The 23,996-nt window shown below is 55.3% G+C and carries 19 protein-coding genes; 9 read left to right on the top strand and 10 right to left on the bottom strand.

What is annotated here, in order from left to right:
- Positions 1-13: 13 nt before the first annotated feature.
- Both EUZ85_RS04895 and EUZ85_RS04890 read right to left on the bottom strand, forming a co-directional pair.
- Positions 14-1,030 (bottom strand): putative solute-binding protein, encoded by a 1,017-nt coding sequence (locus tag EUZ85_RS04895; protein ID WP_127968188.1) that lies wholly within the window; start codon positions 1,028-1,030, stop codon positions 14-16.
- 63 nt (positions 1,031-1,093) lie between these two features.
- Positions 1,094-2,176 carry a hypothetical protein gene (locus EUZ85_RS04890; protein WP_127968187.1) on the bottom strand — a complete coding sequence of 361 codons (1,083 nt, stop codon included), beginning with the start codon at positions 2,174-2,176 and terminating at the stop codon, positions 1,094-1,096.
- A gap of 341 nt (positions 2,177-2,517) precedes the next feature.
- Here EUZ85_RS04890 and EUZ85_RS04885 point away from each other — a divergent pair, with 341 nt between their 5' ends.
- Positions 2,518-2,793: an HU family DNA-binding protein gene (locus EUZ85_RS04885; RefSeq protein WP_011394537.1), complete on the top strand. Its 276-nt coding sequence runs from the start codon at positions 2,518-2,520 to the stop codon at positions 2,791-2,793.
- Positions 2,794-2,909: 116 nt separating this feature from the next.
- Here EUZ85_RS04885 and EUZ85_RS04880 read toward each other — a convergent pair whose 3' ends face one another.
- From EUZ85_RS04880 to gshB, 8 genes are all read right to left on the bottom strand, one after another.
- Entirely contained in the window at positions 2,910-3,299 is a 390-nt protein-coding gene (locus EUZ85_RS04880; RefSeq protein WP_127968186.1) for a ComEA family DNA-binding protein, read from the bottom strand.
- Between the two features lie 76 nt (positions 3,300-3,375).
- Positions 3,376-4,671 (bottom strand): dihydroorotase, encoded by a 1,296-nt coding sequence (locus tag EUZ85_RS04875; protein ID WP_127968185.1) that lies wholly within the window; start codon positions 4,669-4,671, stop codon positions 3,376-3,378.
- Positions 4,668-5,672, bottom strand: a complete 1,005-nt coding sequence (locus tag EUZ85_RS04870) for an aspartate carbamoyltransferase catalytic subunit (RefSeq protein WP_127968184.1) — start codon at positions 5,670-5,672, stop codon at positions 4,668-4,670. Before EUZ85_RS04870 ends, EUZ85_RS04875 begins: the two co-directional genes overlap by 4 nt.
- A gap of 59 nt (positions 5,673-5,731) precedes the next feature.
- Positions 5,732-6,247, bottom strand: a complete 516-nt coding sequence (gene pyrR, locus EUZ85_RS04865) for a bifunctional pyr operon transcriptional regulator/uracil phosphoribosyltransferase PyrR (protein WP_127968183.1) — start codon at positions 6,245-6,247, stop codon at positions 5,732-5,734.
- Positions 6,231-6,707: a Holliday junction resolvase RuvX gene (gene ruvX, locus EUZ85_RS04860; protein WP_127968182.1), complete on the bottom strand. Its 477-nt coding sequence runs from the start codon at positions 6,705-6,707 to the stop codon at positions 6,231-6,233. The genes pyrR and ruvX overlap by 17 nt, the downstream gene beginning before the upstream one ends.
- Positions 6,708-6,750: 43 nt before the next feature.
- Positions 6,751-7,308, bottom strand: a complete 558-nt coding sequence (locus EUZ85_RS04855; RefSeq protein ID WP_127968181.1) for a YqgE/AlgH family protein — start codon at positions 7,306-7,308, stop codon at positions 6,751-6,753.
- A gap of 94 nt (positions 7,309-7,402) precedes the next feature.
- Positions 7,403-8,296 carry an energy transducer TonB gene (locus tag EUZ85_RS04850; RefSeq protein WP_206617998.1) on the bottom strand — a complete coding sequence of 298 codons (894 nt, stop codon included), beginning with the start codon at positions 8,294-8,296 and terminating at the stop codon, positions 7,403-7,405.
- A gap of 6 nt (positions 8,297-8,302) precedes the next feature.
- Entirely contained in the window at positions 8,303-9,271 is a 969-nt protein-coding gene (gshB, locus tag EUZ85_RS04845) for a glutathione synthase (RefSeq protein ID WP_127968180.1), read from the bottom strand.
- 381 nt (positions 9,272-9,652) lie between these two features.
- Between gshB and pilG the strand changes: the two genes are divergently transcribed.
- The 8 genes from pilG (at position 9,653) to EUZ85_RS04805 (ending at position 23,971) form a co-directional block, all read left to right on the top strand.
- Positions 9,653-10,039: a twitching motility response regulator PilG gene (gene pilG / locus EUZ85_RS04840; RefSeq protein ID WP_011394528.1), complete on the top strand. Its 387-nt coding sequence runs from the start codon at positions 9,653-9,655 to the stop codon at positions 10,037-10,039.
- A gap of 59 nt (positions 10,040-10,098) precedes the next feature.
- Positions 10,099-10,461 (top strand): twitching motility response regulator PilH, encoded by a 363-nt coding sequence (gene pilH / locus EUZ85_RS04835; protein WP_011394527.1) that lies wholly within the window; start codon positions 10,099-10,101, stop codon positions 10,459-10,461.
- 18 nt (positions 10,462-10,479) lie between these two features.
- Positions 10,480-11,022: a chemotaxis protein CheW gene (locus EUZ85_RS04830; RefSeq protein WP_127968179.1), complete on the top strand. Its 543-nt coding sequence runs from the start codon at positions 10,480-10,482 to the stop codon at positions 11,020-11,022.
- Positions 11,023-11,099: 77 nt separating this feature from the next.
- Positions 11,100-13,166 carry a methyl-accepting chemotaxis protein gene (locus EUZ85_RS04825; protein ID WP_206617997.1) on the top strand — a complete coding sequence of 689 codons (2,067 nt, stop codon included), beginning with the start codon at positions 11,100-11,102 and terminating at the stop codon, positions 13,164-13,166.
- A gap of 64 nt (positions 13,167-13,230) precedes the next feature.
- Positions 13,231-14,124 (top strand): protein-glutamate O-methyltransferase CheR, encoded by an 894-nt coding sequence (locus tag EUZ85_RS04820; protein WP_011394524.1) that lies wholly within the window; start codon positions 13,231-13,233, stop codon positions 14,122-14,124.
- A gap of 11 nt (positions 14,125-14,135) precedes the next feature.
- Positions 14,136-22,313, top strand: coding sequence for an Hpt domain-containing protein (locus EUZ85_RS04815; RefSeq protein WP_127968178.1), 8,178 nt, complete (start codon positions 14,136-14,138; stop codon positions 22,311-22,313).
- A 4-nt stretch (positions 22,314-22,317) separates the two neighbouring features.
- On the top strand, positions 22,318-23,364 hold the full coding sequence (locus EUZ85_RS04810; protein ID WP_127968177.1) for a chemotaxis protein CheB: 1,047 nt from the start codon (positions 22,318-22,320) through the stop codon (positions 23,362-23,364).
- Between the two features lie 136 nt (positions 23,365-23,500).
- The gene (locus EUZ85_RS04805) at positions 23,501-23,971 is read left to right on the top strand and encodes a chemotaxis protein CheW (protein WP_127968176.1); all 471 of its coding nucleotides are present in this window, start codon (positions 23,501-23,503) and stop codon (positions 23,969-23,971) included.
- Positions 23,972-23,996: the final 25 nt, after the last annotated feature.

Raw genomic sequence — 23,996 nt, 5'->3', positions numbered from 1 at the left:
GGAACGGCGCCGATTATTCGAGGTTTTCCACGCATTCCGCGGCAGTGGGGTTGGTCTTGCAACGGACTTTACGCATCAGCGTCAGAGCACGACTGTCGTAGGCGCCCTCGTCCCGCAAAGCTAGACGCACCTCGCGCAGCAACTTGTCATACCCTTCAAGTTGTTGCGCCGCCGGGTGCATCCAATACTCGTCCTTAATCTCCGCTTCCGCATCGCGGATAATTTGGTAGGCTTCCTCATATCGGCCCGCTGCGTACTCCCGTGACAATTGGCCATACCCTTCAGGGAAGCGGTCCTTACGAATAATGATCTGGAAGTTCATCTGCGCCAGTTTGTAATTGAATACACCGCCATCTGGCTCCAGCCCTTTATAAAGCTCCAATGGGGTGTAGGCCACCGCTGGAGCGTAGGCGACATCCACATTGCCATTATTGAATTTACCGGCGAAGTTGCTGGAGTTAGCGCTCACTACCGATGCGCCTACACGGCGCACCATTGTTAATGCCGCGTTGTCGTAATCCAGCGTGGCGACCTTTTTGCCTTGCAGTTCCTCTACGGAATCCAGATTACGATCTCGAATAAACAGGTAAACGGCGCCGGCAGGTAGAATGCCAGCCACTTCAAACTCCCCCTGCGTCAGCAGCGCCGCCGCCTTGGGTTGATTCAACGTCTGCAGCAGCAGTTTCATTTCCTCGTCGCCAGGGATAGCGCCCATCGCTTCCAAGGTGCCGGTAAACTGGTTGAACTCTCTGGCGCGAGTGCCCGTCAACAGAACAGCGTCACACTGTCCGGCCTTGAAGTCCTCCGCCGCCACCTTCTCGTCGGTGTAAGCGCGCAAATCCAGGTTCACACCCCAACCCAGCGCAGATGGCTTCGCCGTCTTCATGATGTTGAACAGCGGACCGTTGGCCCCAATCGGATCAAACACGCAGAACGAACGCTCCGTCGTTTCCGCGCTGGCGAAACCCGCCAGTGTCATGGCGGCGCACGTCAGAGCCGCCAGTTGTTTTTTTATCGCCCTTGTTTTCATTTTAATTTCCCAGTCGTTAGCTTCTTTGAGATTGATCCGGTGCGCTCCCGCCATGCCGGCCAGCTACAAAATATCGCTGAGATCCACAGTCTCTGCTGTGGTTTGCTTCTTATCGTCCCAGAACTTACCCAACGCCCCCATTGGCGTGCGATGGCCGGTATTCTCCGTCCACATGCGGTCAGACAACCCGGTCAGCATAGTCGTCGCCAATTCGTCCAACAGACGCGCCTCGGGAGGGGCTTCTTTGTTAGCCTTGGACTTGGCGTGGGCGCGAATAACCTGCTTCACAGCAGCCACATCCCCTTTCCCATATGCCGCCAGAGCCTGAAATACATGAGCCAGACGCACGCCAGCGTGCTCGCCTTTCTTCGCCGCAGCAGCCAATCTCAATGAGGCGTCCTCGCCCTTGGGTTCAGCGCCAGGCAGCATGGACCACACTGTCGCGCGAATCGCCATGGGCGCGCCCCACCACTTGTCGTCATCCACACAGGCTGCGGAGCGTTCGACTTTCGCCGCGATATTCTTGGGTACGCCCAGCCCTGCGCCCGACGCAATTTCGTTGTTAAGCGCCTGCAAGCCGGCGATCATACCCATCATCCATATGAATTCGTCGTAGTCTTCGTCAAGTTCCGGGCACGCTCCACCGGGCTCGCCATATTGGGCGACGAGATGCTGATAGGCTTCGTAGTTGCGCTTGGCCGCAAGCGTGTTGAAGCGTTTCTGCGCGATCAACGCATCCTCGGCTTCCGCTGCGTCCTGATCCCGGATCGCACGTATATAGCGCAGTTCTTCATTGAGCGCGCGGGATTCTGCGCACATACCCGCGGAACCGTAGATCATGACGGCAAGAGAATGGGGTTCATCACGGACGCGACCGAAGGACATCAACATCGGCGCCAGGGCTTCCGACATGCCGCAGTTCATGGAGACATCGTCAGTGCTGAGAACAAAAGGAGTCTGATGTTCCTGCGCGAAGCCCACCATGACGTCACCAGTGGTCTTGTACATCACATTGCGCGTCGCGCCGCATCCAGCAAGCGCCAGAGTCGTGGCGAGAACCGCCGCGCCCTTGATGGAAAACCGCTGTCGGACGGGTCCTACGCAATGCAGTAATGCGGATGAAAACCTCAAGAAATGTGGGCTCACAAAAACCTCCCAGTTGCCTTTTGTCTTTATTCTTTGATGTCGCCGCAGCCGGGCGAGCATAGGGGTTTATGCTTAGGACGGGCCAGATTATGGACAAACTGGAAGGTTTTTTGTGAGATGAACGGCACAAAGCGCAACAAATTTGGCGCAAAAAGACAAAAAACGATAAATACCGTTACCAAAGCCCCTTTCAAAAAAGGCCGAAATTACGCCGCCGCGCATTTGACAGGGCTCCGGGAGCCGCTATAACTAAAGGAGCGCTGGGCCTGAAGCAGGGTTTGTAGGACTTCGGCTCACAGCGTTCGCCACCAATAACAATACAAACCCGATAGGAGAAGAGTATGCGCAAACCTGAACTTGCCGCAGCGATTGCAGCACGCACGAATTTGTCGAAAAGCAAAGCTGCGGAGGTACTGAACGCGTTAACCGATGAAATAGCCGACGCGGTATCCCGTAACGAAACCGTCTCACTGATCGGATTCGGAACCTTCAGTCAGCGCAATAGGAGCGCACGTACAGGTAAAAACCCCAAGACTGGGGCCGCTATTAAAATTCCCGCCAGCAAAACCGTTGGGTTCAAGGCTGGCAAGCTCTTGAAGGATGCGGTCAATAAATAATATTAGCGGCGGAAGCCCCGCCCTGCCCGCTATCCGTCCGGTCAGGCGGGAACAGGGCGCTTCCGCCGCAGAAGTCTAGGAAGACCTGAAGGATCAGGAGGTTGTAAGCAACGGACTCAGACCGTTATTTTTTCCGCCAGATCCGCAAAGATATCTTCATTGATTCCCTGCACCAGTTTCAGGTCTTCCGGTTTGGAGAACGGCCTCGCTTCAGCAATCTTCTGAGCCGTAGCGCGGCCAATTTTGGGCAAAGTAGTCAGCTGCTTAAGCGTAGCGTGATTAATGTTGACCAGCTCATCCGCATCGGCCATGGCTGCGCTCTCCAGCTCACCCTCAGATTGTCGTGCGCTCAGCAACTCGGCTAACTCATCCATGCGCTTCTCGACAGCGACGATTTCATACTGCAACGCCACCTGTTTATCTAATGCGTCCGCAGTATTGCGGGAGATGTTCGATAACTGATAAATAATAACCAATACCGCTATAAACAGGATGAAAGATCCCATTTCCCAACCTCCTTCAATCAACTCGTCATTGTCTCGTCAAAACTGACAACCGTCTCCAATAAGTGAACGTGGAATGCTACTCCATCATCATCGAACGATCATACACCACACGTCCTTCCACAATGGTTTTATAGGCCAGTCCAACCAATTCCGTATCCAGCCATGGGCAATTCTTGCCTTTGGACACCAGATCGGACTCGGTCACCAGCCACTTCTCAGTCGGGTCGATCAGCGCCACATCCGCTGCGCTTCCAACCTGTAGGCTCCCCATCGATAGTTCCAGTACCTGCGCCGGCCCAGATGTCAGCGCCCGCATCGCCGCGTCCAGACGCAGCTCGCCAGACGTCGTCAATGCCAGAATCTGCGGCAGCACCGTTTCAATCACCGACATGCCTGAGCGAGTTTCCGCGAATGGCGCCAGCTTGGCCGCGCTTTCGTGGGGCTGATGATGAGAACAGATGGCGTCGATCACGCCGTCATTCACGCCATTCAGCAGCGCTTTACGGTCTTCCTCCCGTCGCAGCGGAGGACGCACATGAAATGCAGGGTTAAAGTCTTTGATCACCGCATCGGTGTAAATCAAGTTCGCCAGCGCCACATCACAGGTGACTTTCAAGCCGCGACGTTTAGCGTCTGCGATCAGCTCAACCGATTTTGCGCAGGACAACTGTCCAAGATGTATCCGCGCCTCAGTCTCCTCCGCCAGAATCAACCACTGCGCCACCGCCATGGTTTCCGCAATAGAGGGAATACCGCTCAGCCCCAGCAAGCCACTAGTGGCGCCTTCATGTACGCAGCCGTCTTTCGCCAGTGCGTGATCTTCTGGACAAACGAATACCGTGATGTCCTGAGAGCAGGCGTATTCCAGACAGCGCTTCATGACCTGATTATCCCGGAAAGGATAGCGCAGATTGGAAACGCCAACGCAGCCCGCCTCGCGCAGTGCGTGCATTTCGCTCAGTTGCTCGCCGGCCAGCCCTTTGGTCAGCGCGCCGATGGGCAGTATCTTCGCCTTACCTGCGGTCAGCGCCTGATCGTATATAAGATTGGTCACCGCCGCAGTGTCATTGACGGGGGATGTCGCCGGAGGACAGCATAGCGTCGTAAAGCCGCCCTTTACCGCCGCCAGCGACTCACTGGCGATGCTTGCTTTATGTTCATAACCTGGCTCGCGCAGATACGCACACAGATCCACCAACCCGGGCGTCACCCAGGAACCAGCGGCGTCAATCACCATATCTGCGTTGAAGTCGCCCGGCGCTGCGCCGATTGCGACCACTTCACCGTCAGCAATATATAAGTCCGAATGGGTGTCCAGACTTTGAGAGGGGTCGATAATTCGACCGCCTTTTATGAGTATCCGCCCGCTCACGCAACCTCCTCATCCGCTGTCAATTCAGCTATCTGGCCGCTCATCGCCATGGACATGACCGCCATCCGCACCGCAATGCCATTGGTCACCTGGTTCAATATGACGGATTGCGGACCGTCGGCGACTGCGGACTCTATCTCCACACCGCGGTTAATCGGCCCGGGGTGCATGACAATCGCATCAGGCTTGGCCAGGGCCAGTTTGTCCTGGGACAATCCGTAGAGTCGGAAGAATTCCTGCTCGCTGGGCAGTAACGCCCCTTCCATCCGCTCTTTCTGCAAGCGCAGCATGATCACCACGTCGACGTCCCGCATCCCCTCCTTCATGGAGCTAAACACTTTGACGCCGAATTGATCGATATAGGGGGGCAACAGCGTATCCGGCGCAATAACGCGGACTTCTTCCGCTCCAAGCAGGTTTAAGGCTTGAATCTGTGAGCGCGCCACCCGCGAGTGCAGGATGTCCCCCACAATAGCGACCTTCAGCCCTTCGAACTTATGCTTGTGCTGGCGAATGGTCAGCATATCCAGCATCGCCTGAGTCGGGTGCGCATGGCGGCCATCGCCAGCGTTAATGACGGAGACTCTCGGCGTCACCGATTTCGCGATGAAATGCGGCGCGCCGCTCTGAGCGTGGCGCACCACGAACATATCCACCGCCATCGCTTCCAGGTTGCGCAGCATGTCGGACAATGATTCGCCTTTGCTGGTGGCTGAGGTAGTGATATTGATATTCAGAACGTCCGCCGACAAACGTTTGGCGGCAAGTTCAAAAGTAGTGCGGGTGCGGGTGCTTGCTTCGAAGAATAAATTGGCGACGGTTTTGCCGCGGAGTAAAGGAACTTTCTTGATTGATCTGGAGCCGACTTCAATAAAGGTGTCCGCCGTGTCCAGAATGTCCGTGAGATGTTTCCGGCTCAGCCCTTCGATGGTCAGAAAATGTCGAAGATGCTGAAACCGGTTCAACTGCAGGGGACTGAGTTCGTCGTCTATGCTAGGCATGGAAATCAATTCTCAGGTTGATGGATTTCGCCCATGTGTGAACTTGTCGCTGAGGTCTGTCAGCTGGAGCCTGTCTTCTCCCGCAGCTCCACCGCCAAAGGGGCCGGCCCCAGCAGTTTCACACGTTGATTTGACTCGAGCCGTCGGCTGGCGCCGACCACATCCGGCTGTATGGGAAGGTCGCGACCGCCCACATCCATGAGCGCGACGAGAAGGATACTTGCCGGCCGGCCAAAGTCAAAAAGTTCGTTCATGGCGGCCCGAATCGTTCTTCCACTCATGATCACGTCGTCCACCAGCACCACGTCCCGACCTTCTGTTTCGAAAGGCAAAGACGAGGCTTTAACCTTGGGGTTCAAGCCGATGCGGGTAAAGTCATCGCGATAGAATGAGATATCCAGCTCGCCTACCGGGCCATCCCAGCCCAACAGGCTTTGCAGTCTTCGCGCAACCCATACGCCGCCAGTATGGATGCCTACAAGCGCAGGCTTGTCTATATTGCGTTCCGCGCAGAGCAGTTTGAGTTTTTCGACCATGTCCCGCATGGCCGCATCAACATCAATCAATGATGTCATCGGATTTTCCTTGTTTACGAGGAGGATGAAGAAATGCGTCCAGATTGTCGGCGTGGGTTTCCAGCCAGCTTTCCACGATAAAGACCGCTGCGATGGAGTCCACGGCGTACCGTCCGAAGTCGCGCTGTCCGTAGCGTTCTCTCACCATGGATTTGGCTTCGCTGCTGGTGAGTCGCTCGTCCGCCATTTCGACGCGCAGATTATATCTTCCGTGCAAACGCCGGGCGAACTTCCTGGCGCGCAACGCCATTTCACTGACGCTGCCGTCCATATTCAAAGGTTCCCCCACGATAACCAGCGCAGGCTTCCATTCTTCCAATAGCGCTTCAATCGCCTCCCATCGGGGAATGCCGTCCTGAGCGGGAATTTCCTTGAGAGGAGAAGCCGTCATCGATACCGACTGCCCGACTGCCGCGCCAAAGCGCTTGAGCCCGAAGTCAAAGCCTACCACTGTCGCCATAATTTACGTGTCGAGACTCCCGAACGTCCTCTGCGTCACAGCTTCAGGCATGCCCGGAAATTGACGAGAGACGGTGATAATCGATACCCACCCGCCCCAATGCGGAAACGACTTTGTCACTGTCCGGCGTACGGAAAATGATAGCGGAGTCAGCAGGACAGGTGATCCAGAAATTGTTGGAGATTTCCTTCTCCAATTGGCCGGCGCCCCACCCGGCATAGCCAAGCGCCACCAGGGTGCGGTCCGGTCCGACGCCACGGGCCATAGCCTCCAGAATGTCTTTGGAGGTAGTGATGCAAATGTCAGGAGCGATCTCAATGGAGGACTGCCAGTCGCCTAGAGGCGAGTGCAGAACGAAGCCTCGCTCAATCTGCACGGGACCGCCGGAATACACCGGCATGGCGATGCCTTCTCCACCCAGTTCAAGCTGCGCCAGCATATCGCTAAGCCGAATATCCAAAGGCCGATTGATGACGATCCCCATGGCGCCTTCGTCATTGTGGTCGCAGATATAGCTGATGGTCCCCTCGAAATTAGGGTCCTTGAGGTGAGGCATGGCAATCAGAAATTGATTGCGTAATGTAGACATTGATGAACTCATGCAGTTGCGGCCTTTTTAACTGCCTGTATAGTTCTAAGCATAAACCAGTTAACCCCGATGCGGCAAAAAACCAAAGGGATTAACCGGAAAGTTGTCATGAATCAGTAGCGTACATGCGCTCGCCAAAAGAGAAGGTCCGGATGATTTCCAACAGGTCCGACTCTTTGCGCATCTCTTCGGTAAACGGTGGGAATGGCTCAGCGAGGCGGATAATCCGGACCACAGCGTCGTCCAGGATTTTGGCGCCGGAAGAAGCCAGTATATTAATTTCCTGCACTTGCCCATCTGGCTGAATGATAACGGCTACGCGAACTTTCCCTTCCAGCTTGCGCTTACGCGCCTCTTCCGGATAGTTGATGTTGCCGATGCGCTCCAACTCCCGACGCCACTCTTCCATATAATACGCGCTGGCGGTCTTTCTCGCTGATACCGCCGTCAGACGCGTCACGCGGGGACGCTTGGCGTACGCCTGTTGCTGTTCGGAAAGCTTCGCTTCCAAACTGGCGATCTCCAGACTGCGCTGCAGCAACTGACTGCGTTCTTCCGGGGGAGCCTCTTCAGGGTTATCCTTCTTGGGCTTTTCCGACATGCTCATATCACGATCGGAAGTCTTGTTCGCAACCACCTGGCGCTCAGCAGATACTTCCTTGGGTTTTACCGCTTCAGGCTGAAGCTGCGCGACTTCATGGGTTTCTATATCACGAAAGTCCGCCTGCTCAGTGGTAGTGAGCTCTTTCTTATCTTCTTCCGAACCGCTGCCTTTTTGATTTGACTGCGCGAGGAAGTCGGCGTCCTCCGGCTCTTCTTTATCATCAAATTGAGCCAGGGTGACCTCGACTGTCAGAGGGGCAGGACGCTCTGGCTCGATAGTAAAGGTGATTCCCAACACGATCGCCGCATGCACGGCGATAGCGAAGAACATACAAAAACCCAGGCGATCAAAAGCGGTGACTCCCGCAGCCGGAGAAGAAAGCGACTTATCACTCATATCTATTTAAACAACAATATCCCGACGTGACTTTAATAAAGACGACAAATAATCCATTAATTGTCCTGCTATATCCAAATGATAAAGTTTATCCAACTCTCTAATACAGGTAGGACTAGTGACATTTATTTCTGTGAGGTAGTCGCCAATTACATCCAGTCCAACAAAGTGCAGACCCTTCTCTTTTAATACCGGTCCAACGCGCGCACAGATTTCTTTATCCCGCTCGCTCAGTTCACGACCTTCGCCGCTGCCTCCCGCCGCCAGATTGCCGCGGTTTTCGCCTTGCGACGGAATACGGGCCAACGCATAGGGAACCGGCTCGCCGTTGATCATCAGAATACGCTTGTCGCCGTCTTTGATCTCTGGCAGATAGCGCTGCGCCATAATCTGGCGACGCCCATTGTCCGTGAGCGTTTCGAGAATAACGCCAAGGTTAAAGTCCCCGGCTTTCACCCGGAAGATGGACTTGCCGCCCATGCCGTCCAACGGCTTGAACACCACGTCTTCATGCTCCGCAAAAAAGCGGCGCAGGCGCATTACGTCGCGGCTGACCAATACAGGCGGGCACAGATCCGGGAACTGGGTGGCGAATAACTTCTCGTTACAATCGCGCAGGCTCTGGGGCCGATTAACCACTAACGCGCCCTCGCGCTCAGCGGCTTCGAGAATGTGGGTGGCGAATACGAATTCGCTATCCACTGGCGGATCTTTGCGCATCAGGATCAGGTCGAGCGACGCTAGCGCACCCACAAATTCATCCTGAATCTCGAACCAATTGGAAGGGTCGTCCGCCACCTGCAGCGTGCGCATCCGCGCATAAGCCCGCCCCTGCTCCAGGTACAGATCTTCCTGTTCCATGTAATACACGGACCAACCGCGTTTTTGGGCCGCCAACAGCATCGCGAGCGTGCTGTCTTTTTTAACGTTGATGTCGGCGATGGGGTCCATCACCACACCCAACCTGATAGTCATATCCGCACCTACTTAAATGCGTTAAAAGACGGTTGCAAAAATTAACTGGGCGCCCGGGAAACGGGCGGGCATAATGATGCCACTTTCCGGGCCTAAAGCCCACTTCTGTACTATCTTATTTTCTGTACTAATCTGCTAATTAAAAGGTAGTCAGGTTCCAATTGTTAAGGTCGTTAGTGGTTTTGTGACATTTATACACAAAGATTTTCTTTGCCTTACTGGGCATCTGAACTATAAATAGTATTTACTTATAGATTGCGTTGTAATTCTATGTTAAAAAAGCCATTAACATGTCTGACGCCGCTTTCCGACGTAAATCAGCCAGCCGAATTAGTGACTCACACAACGAAAACATGACCTCATTACCAGGGCCATATTGAGATGGAAGATAACTTTGAAAACCTCAAAATTATGGTGATTGACGATAGTAAGACGATTCGTCGCACGGCCGAAACGCTTCTGAAAAAAGTCGGCTGCACTGTAATTACCGCGACAGACGGTTTCGACGCCTTGGCAAAAATCGCCGATTCTCACCCGGACATCATTTTTGTCGATATAATGATGCCCCGGCTCGACGGCTACCAGACCTGCGCACTTATCAAAAACAACAGCGCATTCAAGAGCACTCCCGTTATTATGCTGTCAAGCAAAGACGGACTCTTCGACAAGGCCAAGGGACGCATTGTGGGGTCGGACCAGTATTTGACCAAGCCTTTCAGCAAGGACGAACTACTGGGTACAATTCGAAATCATTTGCCGAAGAAATGATGTCAGTTTATTAAGCTACACTTTTTTTACAGGGTTACACATGAGTTTTCGGGGGAATTATGGCTCGCATACTTATCGTAGATGATTCGCCAACTGAGGTCCGCAAGATCTCAAGCATTCTGGAAAAGCATCAACACGAAATCTTAACCGCCGACAACGGCGCCGACGGCGTGGCGCTGGCCCGCTCGGAAAAACCTGACCTTGTCCTGATGGACGTCGTTATGCCCGGATTGAACGGTTTCCAGGCGACTCGTCAGCTGACTCGCGCAGAAGAAACCGCCAACATTCCGGTGGTTATCGTCACTACCAAAGACCAGGAAACTGACCGCGTATGGGGTACGCGTCAGGGCGCCAAGGGCTATCTGGTCAAACCTGTCAATGAAAGCGATCTGATCAATACGATCAACGAGCTCATCAGATAGGCGGAGCCACTTTTTATCATGTCAATTACTACGGACCCGTTTGCCGTACTTGCCGAGATTGAAGCCAAGAGCAAGGCCTTAGCAGAGGGTTTGCCTGCGCAGGAAGACGTCATTGAGTTATGGAACGGAATCGGTTTCTCTCTGGCGGGACTTAACTTCGTCGCAGCTATGGGAGAGGTGGTTGAAATCCTCCCGGTCCCCCGTTTCACACAGATTCCGGGCGTTAAAACCTGGATGCAGGGCGTCGCCAACGTACGTGGGCGACTTCTTCCTATAATGGACCTGACTTCTTTCTTCGAGCTGCCGCAACAAACCCGCAGCACGAGAAACAGGCGCGTACTGGTCATTGAGCAGGGCGATGTTTTCAGCGGCCTGATAGTGGACGGCGTGCTTGGCATGCAGTACTTCCCGGTGGACAGCTTCCAAAAGGACGCGCCGGATATCCCGGAAGTGCTGAGACCTTACGTAAGCGGCTTTTACGCCCGTAGTAACGAACGCTGGATTGTATTCGATACGACCAGTCTGGTGGCAGATTCCAATTTCATAAACGTAGCGCAGTGAGAAATCGCTGCGCAGCTATTACAGCGTCTGCTACGCTGTTAGATGGTTAGAGTTGAAAAGGCTGGGGAGCCAAAGCAATGATATCAATATCTGGAAAAACTTCGTCCGGACAGGGTGCGAACCCTATTCAGCTAGCCATGTATGGCGTGGTGATTGTGGCGGTAATCGCCCTTCTCTACGTTATATTTACGGTAAACCTTAACGCGAGTCAGGATAAGACGTACATCAGTTACGCTTCCGAGCTGCGGGTACTTTCTCAGGAGATCGCAAAGAACTCCTCGGAGGCCGCGGACGGTAAATCGCAGGCTTTCGAAGAATTGCGCCGCTCCCGGGACGACTTCCAACGCTTGTGGGATTATCTGACCAAAGGCAACCCTGAGCGTAACCTGCCTGCCGTTGAAAACGTGCAGATGTCTAACGTAACCGGCCTGTGGGACGACGTACGTGAGGCGGCGGACCAGATCCTCGGCTCCAAAGACACCGTTCTGCAGTTGCACCAGGTCGCCATCACACTCAACGACACCATTCCCCAGCTACAGGTTGAGTATGACGACGTTGTACAGATTCTTTTGGAAAACAACGCGCCCGCCGATCAGGTCGCGGTAGCCCAGCGTCAGTCACTGCTGGCGGAACGTATTGTACGAAGCGTTAACAAAGTACTCGCCGGTGGCGAGGATGCAGTAACCGCAGCGGACCGTTTCGGCCGCGACGTAAACTTGTTCGGTCGCGTACTGAACGGGATGGTTGAAGGCAACCAGGTTATGGGCATCACCAAAGTGGCTGACGAAGACGCCACCTTCGGTCTGGAAGCCATCGCTGAACTATTCGAATTCGTTAACGAAAACGTAGACACCATTCTTGAAACGTCCCCTGAACTATTCCGGGTGCGTGAAGCTGCGAACAACATCTTTGAGAAATCTCAGGCGCTGTTGACCGAGACTTCTAAACTGAACGAAGTATTCCAGACCCAGGCGGAAGGCCGGCTGGTTAGTGATAGCTTGGGTTACGCCCTGCTGTTCCTCATCATCGTTGCGATATTGATCATCTTCTACATCGGTTCCCAGGAATCCAAGAAGCGTTACGAAAAAGAGGCTTCTCAGAACGAACAGAACCAGAACGCGATCCTGCGACTGCTGGACGAACTGGCCGACCTCGCGGACGGCGACCTGACTACAGAGGCGACGGTAACCGAGGACTTCACGGGCGCCATCGCTGACTCCATCAACTTCGCGATCGACCAGATGCGTCAGTTGGTAACCTCCATTAACGAAACCGCCGTACGGGTCGCGGGCGCAGCCCAGGAAACCCAGGCGACTGCGATGCATCTGGCTGACGCTTCCGAGCACCAGGCGCAGGAAATTGCTGGCGCATCCGCCGCGATCAACGAAATGGCCGTTTCTATCGACCAGGTATCTTCCAACGCCGCCGAATCAGCAGCGGTTGCGGAGCGGTCGGTTGCGATCGCGAAGAAAGGCGCGGAAATCGTACAGTCTACTATTCGCGGCATGGATAACATCCGTGAGCAGATCCAGGAAACATCCAAGCGGATCAAGCGTCTGGGTGAGTCATCCCAGGAGATCGGGGATATCGTATCGTTGATCAACGACATTGCCGACCAAACCAACATTCTGTCTCTGAACGCTGCAATCCAGGCATCTATGGCCGGTGACGCAGGTCGAGGCTTCGCGGTTGTTGCGGACGAGGTACAGCGCCTTGCGGAACGTTCCTCTGCAGCGACCAAGCAGATTGAAGCACTGGTAAAAACCATCCAGACAGACACCAACGAGGCGGTAATCTCCATGGAACAAACCACCGCAGAGGTGGTGCGTGGAGCTCGCTTCGCACAAGACGCGGGTGTCGCCCTGGAAGAAATCGAGAACGTATCGAAAAACCTTGCGGACTTGATCCAGAACATCTCGAACGCCGCACGTCAGCAGTCGTCTTCCGCAGGCCACATTTCCAATACGATGAACGTTATCCAGGAAATCACCTCGCAGACTTCCGCAGGTACGAACGCGACAGCGAAGTCCATCGGTAAACTGGCGGAACTGGCCAACCAGCTGCGTAACTCTGTAGCAGGTTTCAAGCTGCCTGACCAGGTAGGTCACAGCAATGAGGAAGACTTGGACATCGACGCCGCCTAAACCTGTGTTGATGTTCCAATGACCTATCGTCCGACAACAGCAAGGACACGACTAAGGCGCCACTATGGCGATCAATGATGGCACTGAAGTTGAGGGATCATGGAGTTTAAAAACCCTGCCGCCAATGGAAGATCAGGAGTTCTTCCGGTGGCAGGCGTTGCTGGAGAAGCGTACTGGAATGAACTTGCCTATACAGCGCAAGACATTTCTGCAGACCAGCTTGGGCATTCGGATGCGGGAAATCGGCTGCCCCTCCTATCAGGAGTACTTTCACAAAATCGTTGACAGTCCATCCGGCGTCGTCGAATGGGCCATCCTGGTAGATCGGCTGACGGTTCAGGAAACCCGGTTTTACAGAGACGAAGATGCGTTTGGATTGGTCAAGGATTATCTGCTGACCCGGCCGGTTGAAGCACTGGCCAAGTCCACCATCGAAGCTTGGAGCGTTGGCTGCTCAACCGGAGAAGAGCCTTACACGCTGGCCATGATCATTGAAGAGTGTCTTGAAGCTCTGGGATTGGCCAAGTACTACGGCGTTACCGGCACGGACATATCCTCGCCGGTGCTGGAGAAGGCTCGAACCGCTGTTTACCCGGCACGCAAACTGGTCACCCTGAACGAAGAACGCAAAGAGAAATTTTTTGAAAAGCGTAACGGGAATCTCTACGCAGTTATCCCGCGCTTGAAAGAGAGAGTGTGTTTTGCAAGGGTTAACGTGCTTAACCTTAAAGACGCGCCGATGCATGGCATGAACATTATTTTCTGCCAGAACTTATTGATTTATTTCAGACGCTGGCGGCGGAAGGAAATTCTCAACCGCTTGGCTGAACGCCTGGTGCCAGGTGGCATACTGGTATTGGGACTGGGAGAAATCGTTGACTGGACCCACCCTCTTTTGCAGCGGGTCGGAAGTGACAAAACTCTCGCTTTTATCAGGCGAAACGAGCGCAACAGTTAATTGGAGAAGTTATGGCGGGCAACCATGACTATGTAGCTCTTGATTGGGTTAAGGGCGAAATCGACAGTACACTTAAGCAAGCGCAGTTAGCGCTTGAGGACTACGTCAACAACACTGAAGACAGCGCCAAATTACGCTTTTGTCTGAACTACATACATCAGGTCCATGGAACTCTGCAGATGGTCGAGTTCTATGGCGCCGCCTTGTTGGCGGAAGAAATGGAGAAGTTGGCGCAGGCAGTCCTGCAGGAAACCGTTCCGCACCCCGATGAAGCCATCGAAGTGCTGATGCGGGCGATTCTGCAACTGCCTAATTATCTTAACCGCCTGCAGTCAAGCCGGCGCGATCTGCCCGTCATTCTGCTGCCGATTTTGAACGACCTGCGCGCTTCGCGCGGTGAATCGCTGCTTTCCGACACCTCACTGTTCACCCCTGATCTTTCCATGGCTCGCATCGCGGCGCCGCCAGGAGTGAATCAGCGCCTGCACGACGACAAAGTCATCATGCAGTTGCGTAAGCTGCGGCAAATGTATCAGTTCGCCCTCGCCGGAGTTATCCGCGAAAGCGAGCTGCCGGCTAACTTCAGCTATATGGGCAAGGTATTCAAACGCCTTGAGTCCCTCTGCCGCGATACCGCGCAAGGACAGATCTGGCGAGTCGCCCATGCCTTCATCGAAGCCTTGGTGAATAACGGCATCGAACTGTCTTCCGCGATCAAGAACCTGTTGCGCGCGCTGGATTACCGCATCAAGAAAGTCATTGATGAGAACATCGACATTCTGGTGCAGGCGCCGCCTGAAGATTTACTGAAGCACTTGCTCTACTACGTCGCCCGATCCGAGGCCCGCACCCCCGCCATAGAAGGCGTGCGTGAAGATTACCGTCTGGATCAGGCTCTCCCCAGCGACGAAGAAGTGGATATCGAGCGCCAGAAAATGTCCGGCCCGGACAAAGGCGCGATTGAATCCGTAGTAGAAGCGCTTAACGAAGAGCTGGCCCGAGTTAAAGACCAACTGGACCTGTTCGTTCGAGGCGAATTCAAAGATAGCAGCGACCTGGCGGAACTATTGCCGGGGCTGCATCAGGTCGCCAACACCATGGCGGTTCTGGGTCTGGGTATTCCCCGGAAAGTGGTGCAAGAGCAGATCGATTTAATTGATACTCTGTCCTCCGGTACAGATACGCCAGACGACAATGTCTTGATGGACATCGCCGGCGCCCTCCTCTATGTCGAAGCCACGCTCAGCGGCTTCAGCGACGACGCAGGCTCACAGCGCGCCAGCAGCAGCGACGCCGGCGGCGCAGCTATTCCGAAAGAGCAAGTCGACAACGCTCATGAAGCGGTTATTCGTGAAGCCCGTAACGGCCTGGAACAGGCGAAGACCGATATCGTCGAGTATATCGCCTCTCATTGGGACCGCTCAGAAATCGAAAACGTGCCGAAGCTGTTGCAGAGCATCCGCGGCGGGCTGCGCATTATCCCGCTGGAGCGCGCCGCTGACCTGTTGGACGCCTCCGCGCGTTATATCCAGGACCGTTTGCTCGACAGTGACCAATCTCCAGACTGGAACCAGTTGGATACGTTGGCTGACGCCATCACCAGTATTGAGTATTACCTGGAGCGCCTGAGCGAAGGCAGCCAGGACAACGAGCTGATTCTACAGGTTGCGGAAGAAAGCCTCGCACAACTGGGGTATCCGGTGGGCGACGCCGTCGCCATAGCGCCACAGACCGTGGCGGGCACTGCGCCGACAATGTCCGCGCCGCCCGAGTCGTCACGCGACAAAGCCTCCGACAAAGAGCTTATCGATGACGAAATCGTCGAAATCTTTGTCGAAGAAGCAGAAGAAGTTCTTGCGACCATTCACAATTATTTCCCCAGCTTCCAGAGCAACCCAGACGATCAGGCCGCTCTGGCGGAAATCCGTCGCGCATTCCATACCCTTAAAGGCAGCGGTCGTTTGGTCGGAGCCACCACGCTGGGCGAATTAGCCTGGAGTGTGGAGAACATGCTTAACCGCGTGATCGACGGCTCCATTACCGCCACACTGGAAATGTTCGAGCTGCTGGAAGGCGTTATCAACAAGCTGCCTGAGCTGATTGAGCGCTTTAAAACGGGTCAGGAAATCAACGATGTCGATCAGTTCGTCGCCAAAGCCGAAGCGCTGGCGGCAGCCCGTCGTCTCGCTCGCGAAAAAAGCGCCGCTTCTGATATCGATCTGTCCGTCCCCAAAGAAGAGCCCGCTCCTGCTCCAATTGAAGAGCCTGTAGCGGCTTCCGAGCCGGAAGCGCCTGTCGTTGAAGAAACGCAGCCTGAGCCCATTGAGCCTCCATCTATACCCGAGCCTGTCGCTGAAACCGTAGAGGTTCCAGTGCTGGAGGAAGAAGACGAAGATGACATGATCGATGACGAAATCATCGAGATCTTCGTTGAAGAGGCGGCTGAAGTACTGGACACCATTGGTCAGTATCTACCCTCTTATGTGGCCAGTTACGACAATCAGGAAGCGCTGATTGAAGTTCGTCGCGCTTTCCATACCTTGAAAGGCAGCGGCCGTTTAGTTGGCGCTGCGCTTGTCGGCGAACTGGCGTGGTCTATTGAAAATCTGCTGAACCGTATTATCGACGGCACGATTTTCATGAGCCAGGATATTGGCGAGCTGATGCAGGCTGTGACCAAGATCCTTCCTGATCTTGTCGAAGACTTTAAACTGCGTCGTAAGCCCAGCCATAATACGCAGCCGTATATGGATCAGGCTCACGCCATCGCCAAGGGTGAGATTCCCAAGCCATTGAAGCTCGATCAGGATGCTTCCGACACAGAGTCAGGCGAGCCAACCCTGGACATCGACCCGGCCCTGAAAGACATTTTCAAGGCGGAAACAGAGAGCCACCTTGAGACGCTGGCGACGTTCACCGCTAAAGCCGCCGCAAATGGTGAGCCGACGCCGATTACAGATGAAATCTCCCGCGCCATGCATACGCTCAAAGGCAGCGCCAATACCGCTGGCATTGAGCCTATCGCCACTGTAGTGGTGCCGCTTGAGAAATTTGTCAAAGAAGCCCGTGCACGCGGCATCAGTGTGGACAGCGATATTCGCGAACTGCTGCAGGAAGGCGCAAGCTTTGTGCGTCGCGGCCTGGATCAAATTGAAAGCACTCCGCTGAAACCGCTGAACGGCGCCAACGAATACCTGGAGAAGCTGGCTACCGTCAGCAATCGCATCCTGACTAACGCCGCGCAAAGTGATGTATTGCAGGCCACCAGCAAACCCGATCCGCAACTGATCAATCTGTTCTTGACGGAAGGCGTGGATATTCTGCTGGACGCCGAGCGTATCCTTAACGAGTGGAGTCAGGACCCGAACTCCAAAGAAGATCTGCACAAGCTGGTCACTGAGCTGACCACATTATCCCGCGGCGCAGAAGTGGCCGGCCTGGAAGATGTCGCAGAACTTTCCCGCGCCCTGGAAACCGCCTATGAGCTGGCGGAAGCCGGCGGCGCCAACACGGACGATCGTTTCTTCACTATCGCGAAACGCGGTCATGACGTGTTGATCAGCATGATGGATCAGGTTGCGGCAGGCCTCGCCACTCAACCTGACGCGTCTCTGATTCAAGAGCTCTACGCCTTGGCCAAGCCAGTAGAATCTGCGCCTGCGGAGGATGTTCCTCCCGTCGCGGAAGTCGCCGAAGAAGAAGGCCTTGAGCCAGTCGTCCACTCAGCGGATGACGAGATTCCTCTCCTGGACGACGTAATCATCGAAGAGGCGGAAGACGACGAGCTCGCCGAAGATATTAATTTTGATATCGGTCTACCTGAAGAACCAGAGGCGATTGAGCCTTCTGCAAGCTTCATGGAGGAGATCGAAGAAGCGCCTGCGCCTGTCGCTTCCGGCGGCGTGGTGTACGAACTGGACCCAGAACTGGCGGATGTGTTCCTGCAAGAAGCACAGGACATCATTCAATCCTCTGCTGACGTGATGCAGCAATGGTCGCAGGATCTTCATAACATTGCGTTAGTTCAGCAATTACAGCGCGATCTGCACACCTTGAAAGGCGGCGCCAGACTGGCGGGAATTCCCCCTATCGGCGACCTCTCCCATGAGTTGGAAAGCCTGTTCGAAGGCATCGTAGAACAGCGCGTCACGCCGGATGAAGAGGCCAGCAACCTATCTCTGCTGGCGCACGACACCCTGGCGGGCATGGTCGACTCTGTCACCGCCACGCGCACCTGTAATGACGCCCAGGACCTGATAGACGCCCTGCACGCATACCTGTCCGGCGAGCGCTCGGCGGAAGACGATGAAGATGAAGGCGATGAGGTTTCCTACGACGAGGCCAGTCTGCCAACAATGGATCTAAGCGAAGAGGAAGAGATTCCCGTTCTTGAGGAAGTCGCTCCCCTTGATCCAGAAATGGTCGAAATCTTCCTTGAGGAAGCCCAGGACATTATCCAGCGCACCGGCGAGACCATGCACAGCTGGTCTGAAGAGCTGGGCAATCTGGAGCATTTGAAAGAACTGCAGCGTGATCTGCATACGCTGAAAGGCGGCGCCAGAATGGCGGAGATCAAGTCCATCGGCGACTTGGCTCACGAGCTGGAAACACTGTTTGAGAGAATGACTGAAGGCCGTCTGGCGCCAGAGCCTGCCATGGTTGGTCTGGTGATGGAGTGTCACGACCGTCTGGCGGGCATGGTGGACGCCGTCGCCCAGAACCAGGTAGCCTCCCCTGCTCGCGACTTGATCGGCCGCGTCCACGACATGGCGCAAGGCGCTGGTCATCATTACGCGGACGGCGAAGACGACTATATCGTTGATGCGCATCCAGAAATGGAAGCCGCCGTTGAAACGTCTCCTGAACCCCAGGCGGACGAGATGGAGGTAGAGCTGGGAGGTCTTGCGGACGCCGAAGAGATCACAGCAGAGCCTGCGCCAGTTGAAGAAGCGCCCATCGAGAATCCGGTTTACGACATCAGTGGCCTGGATCAGGAGCTGGTTTCCATATTCCTGGAAGAAGCCAATGAGTTGGTGGATTCTACCGCCCGCAACCTGCAAAGCTGGTTGGGCGAACTCGAAAATATCGAGCATGTGAAAGAACTGCAGCGCGCCCTGCACACCTTGAAAGGCGGCGCGCGCATGGCGGAAATCAAGCCTATCGGCGATTTGGCTCATGAACTGGAAACATTGTTCGAGGGCATTGTCGAAGGTCGTTTCCTGGCGGAGCCGTCACTGTCTGATTTGATGCTGGCCTGCCATGACCGTCTGGCGGAGATGGTGGATAGCGTCACCAGCAACAGTCCGGTGCGCGCGGCGAACGATCTCGCCCAGCAAGTCATCAGATACTGCGCGCAACACGATCTGGCGGCGAAAGGCCCTCATGATCGCGAAGACACCATTTTGGATATCGAGCGCGAACAGCAGTCACTGCTGGAGTCCTCTCAGGAAACCAGCGACGAGGACCTGCGCAGCATTTTCCTGGACGAGTCCAGGGACATCATGGACGCAGTGATTGACTGCTTTGATCGGTGGAAAGCCAATCCAGATAACATTACGCCGGCGAAAGAGCTGGTTCGGGATCTGCAAACCCTGAACGGCGGCGCCAAGCTGGCGAATATCGACAGCGTGCACGCTCTCACTGAAGCGCTGACCGAGCGTATGGAAAGCGTCGTCGACGGCAAGCATCAGGTGCCTGACGAACTGATCACGCTGGTGGACCGCTCCATCCGTTACATCGGCCGTCTGCTGGATCAGATTGAACAACTGGAGCAACCAGAAGTTCCCAATGAGCTGATCCGCGAGCTGAAAGAAGTTGGCAGCGGCGAAGAACTGCCCGCCTCCGAGTTTGCGTTGGATGTCGACCCGGAAATCCTGCAAGTCTTCGTAGAAGAGGCGAATGAGCTGCAGACCAGTCTGGAGCGCGAGTTCAACGACTGGACCCGCGAGCCTCGCAACAGCGTGCATGCGGACTCCATGTCCCGCGCCCTGCATACGTTGAAAGGGGGCGCGCGTCTGGCCACCTTGACCAACATCGGCGACCTGGCGCAGGAAATCGAATCCATCGTTAAAGAAGCTTATGACCACAAGCATGAGCTGGACGACGCCCTGCGCAGTGAAATCGAGATCCTGTTCAATCGCCTGAAGAGCGAAATCGGTCAGGTTAAAAACTTCTACAGCAGTCAGCAGGAAGCTGAGGTGGAAGCTGCCGCGGCGGAAGCGCCGAAGAGCGAAACTGAGGCCCTGGCTGAGCGTATGGTGCAGATGCAGCGAGAGCAAACCGTTCCCGCTGTCAAAAAAGAAGAACCGGCCAAAACCGAGATACAGCCCGCACAACCTGCGGCGCAACGTCAGGCGGCCGCGGAAACCGTCAGAGTCTCCGCCAACCTGCTCGACAACCTGGTTAACCTCGCCGGCGAAACCAGTATTACCCGTGGTCTGCTTGAACAGCAGATCAGTGACTTCACCTACACCCTGGAAGAGATGCAGTCCACCATCGACCGTCTGCGCGAGCAGTTGCGTCGGATGGACATGGAGACGGAAGCTCAGGTTCTGTTCCGCATGGAAAAAGAGAGCGGCGTCAAATACGAAGACTTTGACCCGTTGGAAATGGACCGTTACTCCTCTATTCAGCAGTTGTCGCGAGCGTTAAGCGAGTCCTCCTCGGACTTGACCGACCTTCGTGAAACCATGATGGATAAGGCCCGTGACGCAGAAACCCTGTTGCTGCAACAATCCCGCATCAATACGGAGCTGCAGGAAGGGTTGATGAAAACCCGCATGGTTCCGTTCACCTCGATCGTACCCAGACTGCGCCGAATCATCCGGCAGGTAAGCTCCGAGCTTGGCAAGAAAGCCGACTTCGAAGTGTACAACCCGGAAGGCGAGCTGGACCGTACCGTATTGGAGCGCATGCTGGCGCCATTGGAGCACATGCTGCGTAACGCGATCGACCACGGAGTGGAAATGCCCGAGCAGCGTCGCGCCAAAGGCAAATCGGAAACCGGACGCATTGAGCTTTCGGTAGGCCGTGAAGGCGGCGACGTCGTACTGATTCTTTCCGACGACGGCGGCGGCATCAACGTCGACGCGGTCAGACGTAAAGCCATTAAGAGCGGCTTGATCGACGAAGGCACGCACCTTAGCGATCACGATATGCTGCAGTTTATCTTCCAGGCTGGCTTCAGCACCGCGGAAAAAGTCACCCAGATTTCTGGACGCGGCGTCGGTATGGACGTTGTGGCCAGCGAGATCAAACAGCTTGGCGGACGCGTCACCATCGACTCCAAGCCCGGCCACGGCACGCGCTTTATTGTCCACCTGCCGTTCACGGTTTCCGTGAACCGGGCGCTGATGGTGAACACCGGCGAAGACTATTACGCGATTCCGTTGAACACGATTGAAGGTATCGTTCGCGTCAGCACTTACGAGTTGGAGGAGTACTACAAGCCCGACGCGCCGCTGTACGAGTATGCAGGCCAAAAATATCGTCTGCAGTACCTGGGCAGCCTGTTGAAGAGCGAACACCATCCAAAACTGCAAGGTCAGCCCCTGCCCTTGCCGGTCATTCTGGTGCGTGGCGGCGGCGATCAGCCTCTGGCCCTGCAGGTGGACAGCTTGATGGGCTCCCGTGAGATCGTTGTAAAAGGTCTCGGCACCCAGTTCTCCTCAGTGCGCGGCGTCTCCGGCGCCACCATCCTGGGGGATGGTAGCGTGGTCGTGATTCTTGACTTGCCTGCGCTTATCCGCAGCGACATGTCTCACTACGGCCCCGGCCTCATGCCAACGCTCAAACCAGCCGCGGAGCCTGCGCGCGCAGCATCCGGCCCAACTACCGTTATGGTGGTGGACGACTCGGTTACAGTACGGAAGGTTACTTCCCGTCTGCTGGAACGGAACGGTATGGAAGTCATTACCGCGAAGGACGGTGTGGACGCCATCGCGCTGTTACAGGATCACAAACCGGACGTCATGCTGCTGGATATAGAAATGCCGCGTATGGATGGATTCGAAGTGGCGAGTCTGGTGCGTCACGACGAGCGTCTGAAAGATGTGCCGATCATTATGATCACCTCGCGTACCGGACAGAAACACCGCGAGCGTGCGATTTCAATCGGCGTTAACGAATATCTCGGTAAACCCTTCCAGGAAAAAATTCTGCTTGAGACGATAGAACGACTAGTGGAATAACTGGATGTCAGTGCAGGCTGCAAAAGTTGGCATTATTTCGGACTGCCCTTTACAGCGGCATATCATGCAAAGCGCGGTGGAAGGATACGGTTTTTCGGTGATCGCCAGCTGTGATCCTTCCCGGCTGAGCACGGCGCTCCTGGAGCGCCACGCCGCCGCCGAGGTGTGGATCGTTATACTGACCGACGAAGACCGTTGGGCGGACGCCATTGATACGCTGATCGATCATAGCGAAGCCCCCGTCTTGTTCGGATTAGGGGAAGCGCCCAATAAGCACAGTCTCGATTACGCCAAGTGGGAGCGGCGCCTGTTCACCAAATTGGTGGAGTTGCTGGGCGAACCGCCCACGCTCACCCAGGCCAGCGCCTCTTTAACCGCACTGGAAGCCTCGCCAAGCGGCCCTTCCGCACTGCCGTTGCCTCATCATATCCGGCCCGGCGGCGTTAACGATCCTGTGGAAAGGGTATGGATTCTAGGCGCGTCTTTAGGCGGCCCGGCGGCGGTGAAGAGCTTTCTCGACTGCTTGCCCTCAGGCCTGCCCGTCGCCTTCGTTTATGCTCAGCATATCGACCAGAACGCCGCCAATGTGCTGGTGCGAGTGTTAGGTCGTCATTCGGCCTTCGATCTGAAAGAAGTGCAGCACGGCGCGCGCCTGCATTATGGCGAAGTGGTGATCATGCCTGTCGACCACGAAGTGGTGTTCAGCGTTGAGGGAACGATGGAAGTCAGAGAAAACGCCTGGCCGGGTCCTTATGGACCATCCATTGATCAGGTCATGTTGAATGTCGGCGGCTACTATAGCGGCCGTTGTAATGCGATTATTTTCAGCGGCATGGGAAACGACGGTTCTCTCGCCGGTCCTCTGTTGCGCGCCTATGGCAGCCGGATATGGTCACAGACTTCGGACACCTGCGCCAACAGCTCAATGCCGGACTCCGTCGCTGCGACGGGATGCGTGGAATTTCGCGGGACACCGCATCAGCTAGCGGAAAAATTACTGAAAACCGTAGAACTTGAGGAACTGGCGAAGCGCAAGCGCGGTCTGGCCTGACGTTCCCTAACCCAGTCTGTTAAGCTAGACTCAGACTGAAGCTCTATCGGCTTGGACCTGCGGCTGGTCCAGAGAAGATATTCGCGCCCGCCGTGAGACAGGCGCAGGTAAGACAAACGATTTCGAGGATAGATTCATGGTGGAGCAAACCTCCGGACAGATCTCCTGTTTACTGATTCCCGTACAGGGAAAGAACTTGCTATTACCCAACGCCAGCATCGCTGAAATCGTTGACTATCAGGCGCCAGAGCCCGTTGAAGACGGCGCGGACTGGCTCCTGGGCTATATCCGCTGGCGCGGTCTGCGTCTGCCGCTGATGTCTTATGACAAGGCCAATAAATCCGCCTCAGGCGCACAATCCGCCCATACTCGGATCGCCGTCACCAATACCATTGGCGACAAGCATAAACAACTGCCGTTTATGGCGTTCGTCACTCAGGGCCTGCCTCGTTTGATGAAAGTGCGGAGCGAAGAAGTCAGCGCCCATGAAAAAGCCGATCTGGGCCCTATGGACAAGATGATGGTGAAGGTCAGCGGCGAAGAGGCCATTATTCCCTCTCTGGAGCAAATGGAGCTGCTCGCACTGCAGGCGGTTTCCGCACGCTGATCGATTTACCGGGGCGCTCATGCGC

The sequence above is a fragment of the Hahella sp. KA22 genome, from assembly GCF_004135205.1.
Taxonomy (GTDB): domain Bacteria; phylum Pseudomonadota; class Gammaproteobacteria; order Pseudomonadales; family Oleiphilaceae; genus Hahella.
This window is presented reverse-complemented; position numbering and strand designations above follow the sequence as displayed.

Coding starts and splice junctions, on each gene's coding strand:
- EUZ85_RS04895 (WP_127968188.1), bottom strand. CDS start 1,030: ATGAAAACAAGGGCGATAAAAAAACAACTGGCGGCTCTGACGTGCGCC.
- EUZ85_RS04885 (WP_011394537.1), top strand. CDS start 2,518: ATGCGCAAACCTGAACTTGCCGCAGCGATTGCAGCACGCACGAATTTG.
- EUZ85_RS04880 (WP_127968186.1), bottom strand. CDS start 3,299: ATGGGATCTTTCATCCTGTTTATAGCGGTATTGGTTATTATTTATCAG.
- EUZ85_RS04870 (WP_127968184.1), bottom strand. CDS start 5,672: ATGCCTAGCATAGACGACGAACTCAGTCCCCTGCAGTTGAACCGGTTT.
- pyrR (WP_127968183.1), bottom strand. CDS start 6,247: ATGACATCATTGATTGATGTTGATGCGGCCATGCGGGACATGGTCGAA.
- ruvX (WP_127968182.1), bottom strand. CDS start 6,707: ATGGCGACAGTGGTAGGCTTTGACTTCGGGCTCAAGCGCTTTGGCGCG.
- EUZ85_RS04855 (WP_127968181.1), bottom strand. CDS start 7,308: ATGAGTTCATCAATGTCTACATTACGCAATCAATTTCTGATTGCCATG.
- EUZ85_RS04850 (WP_206617998.1), bottom strand. CDS start 8,296: ATGAGTGATAAGTCGCTTTCTTCTCCGGCTGCGGGAGTCACCGCTTTT.
- gshB (WP_127968180.1), bottom strand. CDS start 9,271: ATGACTATCAGGTTGGGTGTGGTGATGGACCCCATCGCCGACATCAAC.
- pilG (WP_011394528.1), top strand. CDS start 9,653: ATGGAAGATAACTTTGAAAACCTCAAAATTATGGTGATTGACGATAGT.
- pilH (WP_011394527.1), top strand. CDS start 10,099: ATGGCTCGCATACTTATCGTAGATGATTCGCCAACTGAGGTCCGCAAG.
- EUZ85_RS04830 (WP_127968179.1), top strand. CDS start 10,480: ATGTCAATTACTACGGACCCGTTTGCCGTACTTGCCGAGATTGAAGCC.
- EUZ85_RS04825 (WP_206617997.1), top strand. CDS start 11,100: ATGATATCAATATCTGGAAAAACTTCGTCCGGACAGGGTGCGAACCCT.
- EUZ85_RS04820 (WP_011394524.1), top strand. CDS start 13,231: ATGGCGATCAATGATGGCACTGAAGTTGAGGGATCATGGAGTTTAAAA.
- EUZ85_RS04815 (WP_127968178.1), top strand. CDS start 14,136: ATGGCGGGCAACCATGACTATGTAGCTCTTGATTGGGTTAAGGGCGAA.
- EUZ85_RS04810 (WP_127968177.1), top strand. CDS start 22,318: ATGTCAGTGCAGGCTGCAAAAGTTGGCATTATTTCGGACTGCCCTTTA.
- EUZ85_RS04805 (WP_127968176.1), top strand. CDS start 23,501: ATGGTGGAGCAAACCTCCGGACAGATCTCCTGTTTACTGATTCCCGTA.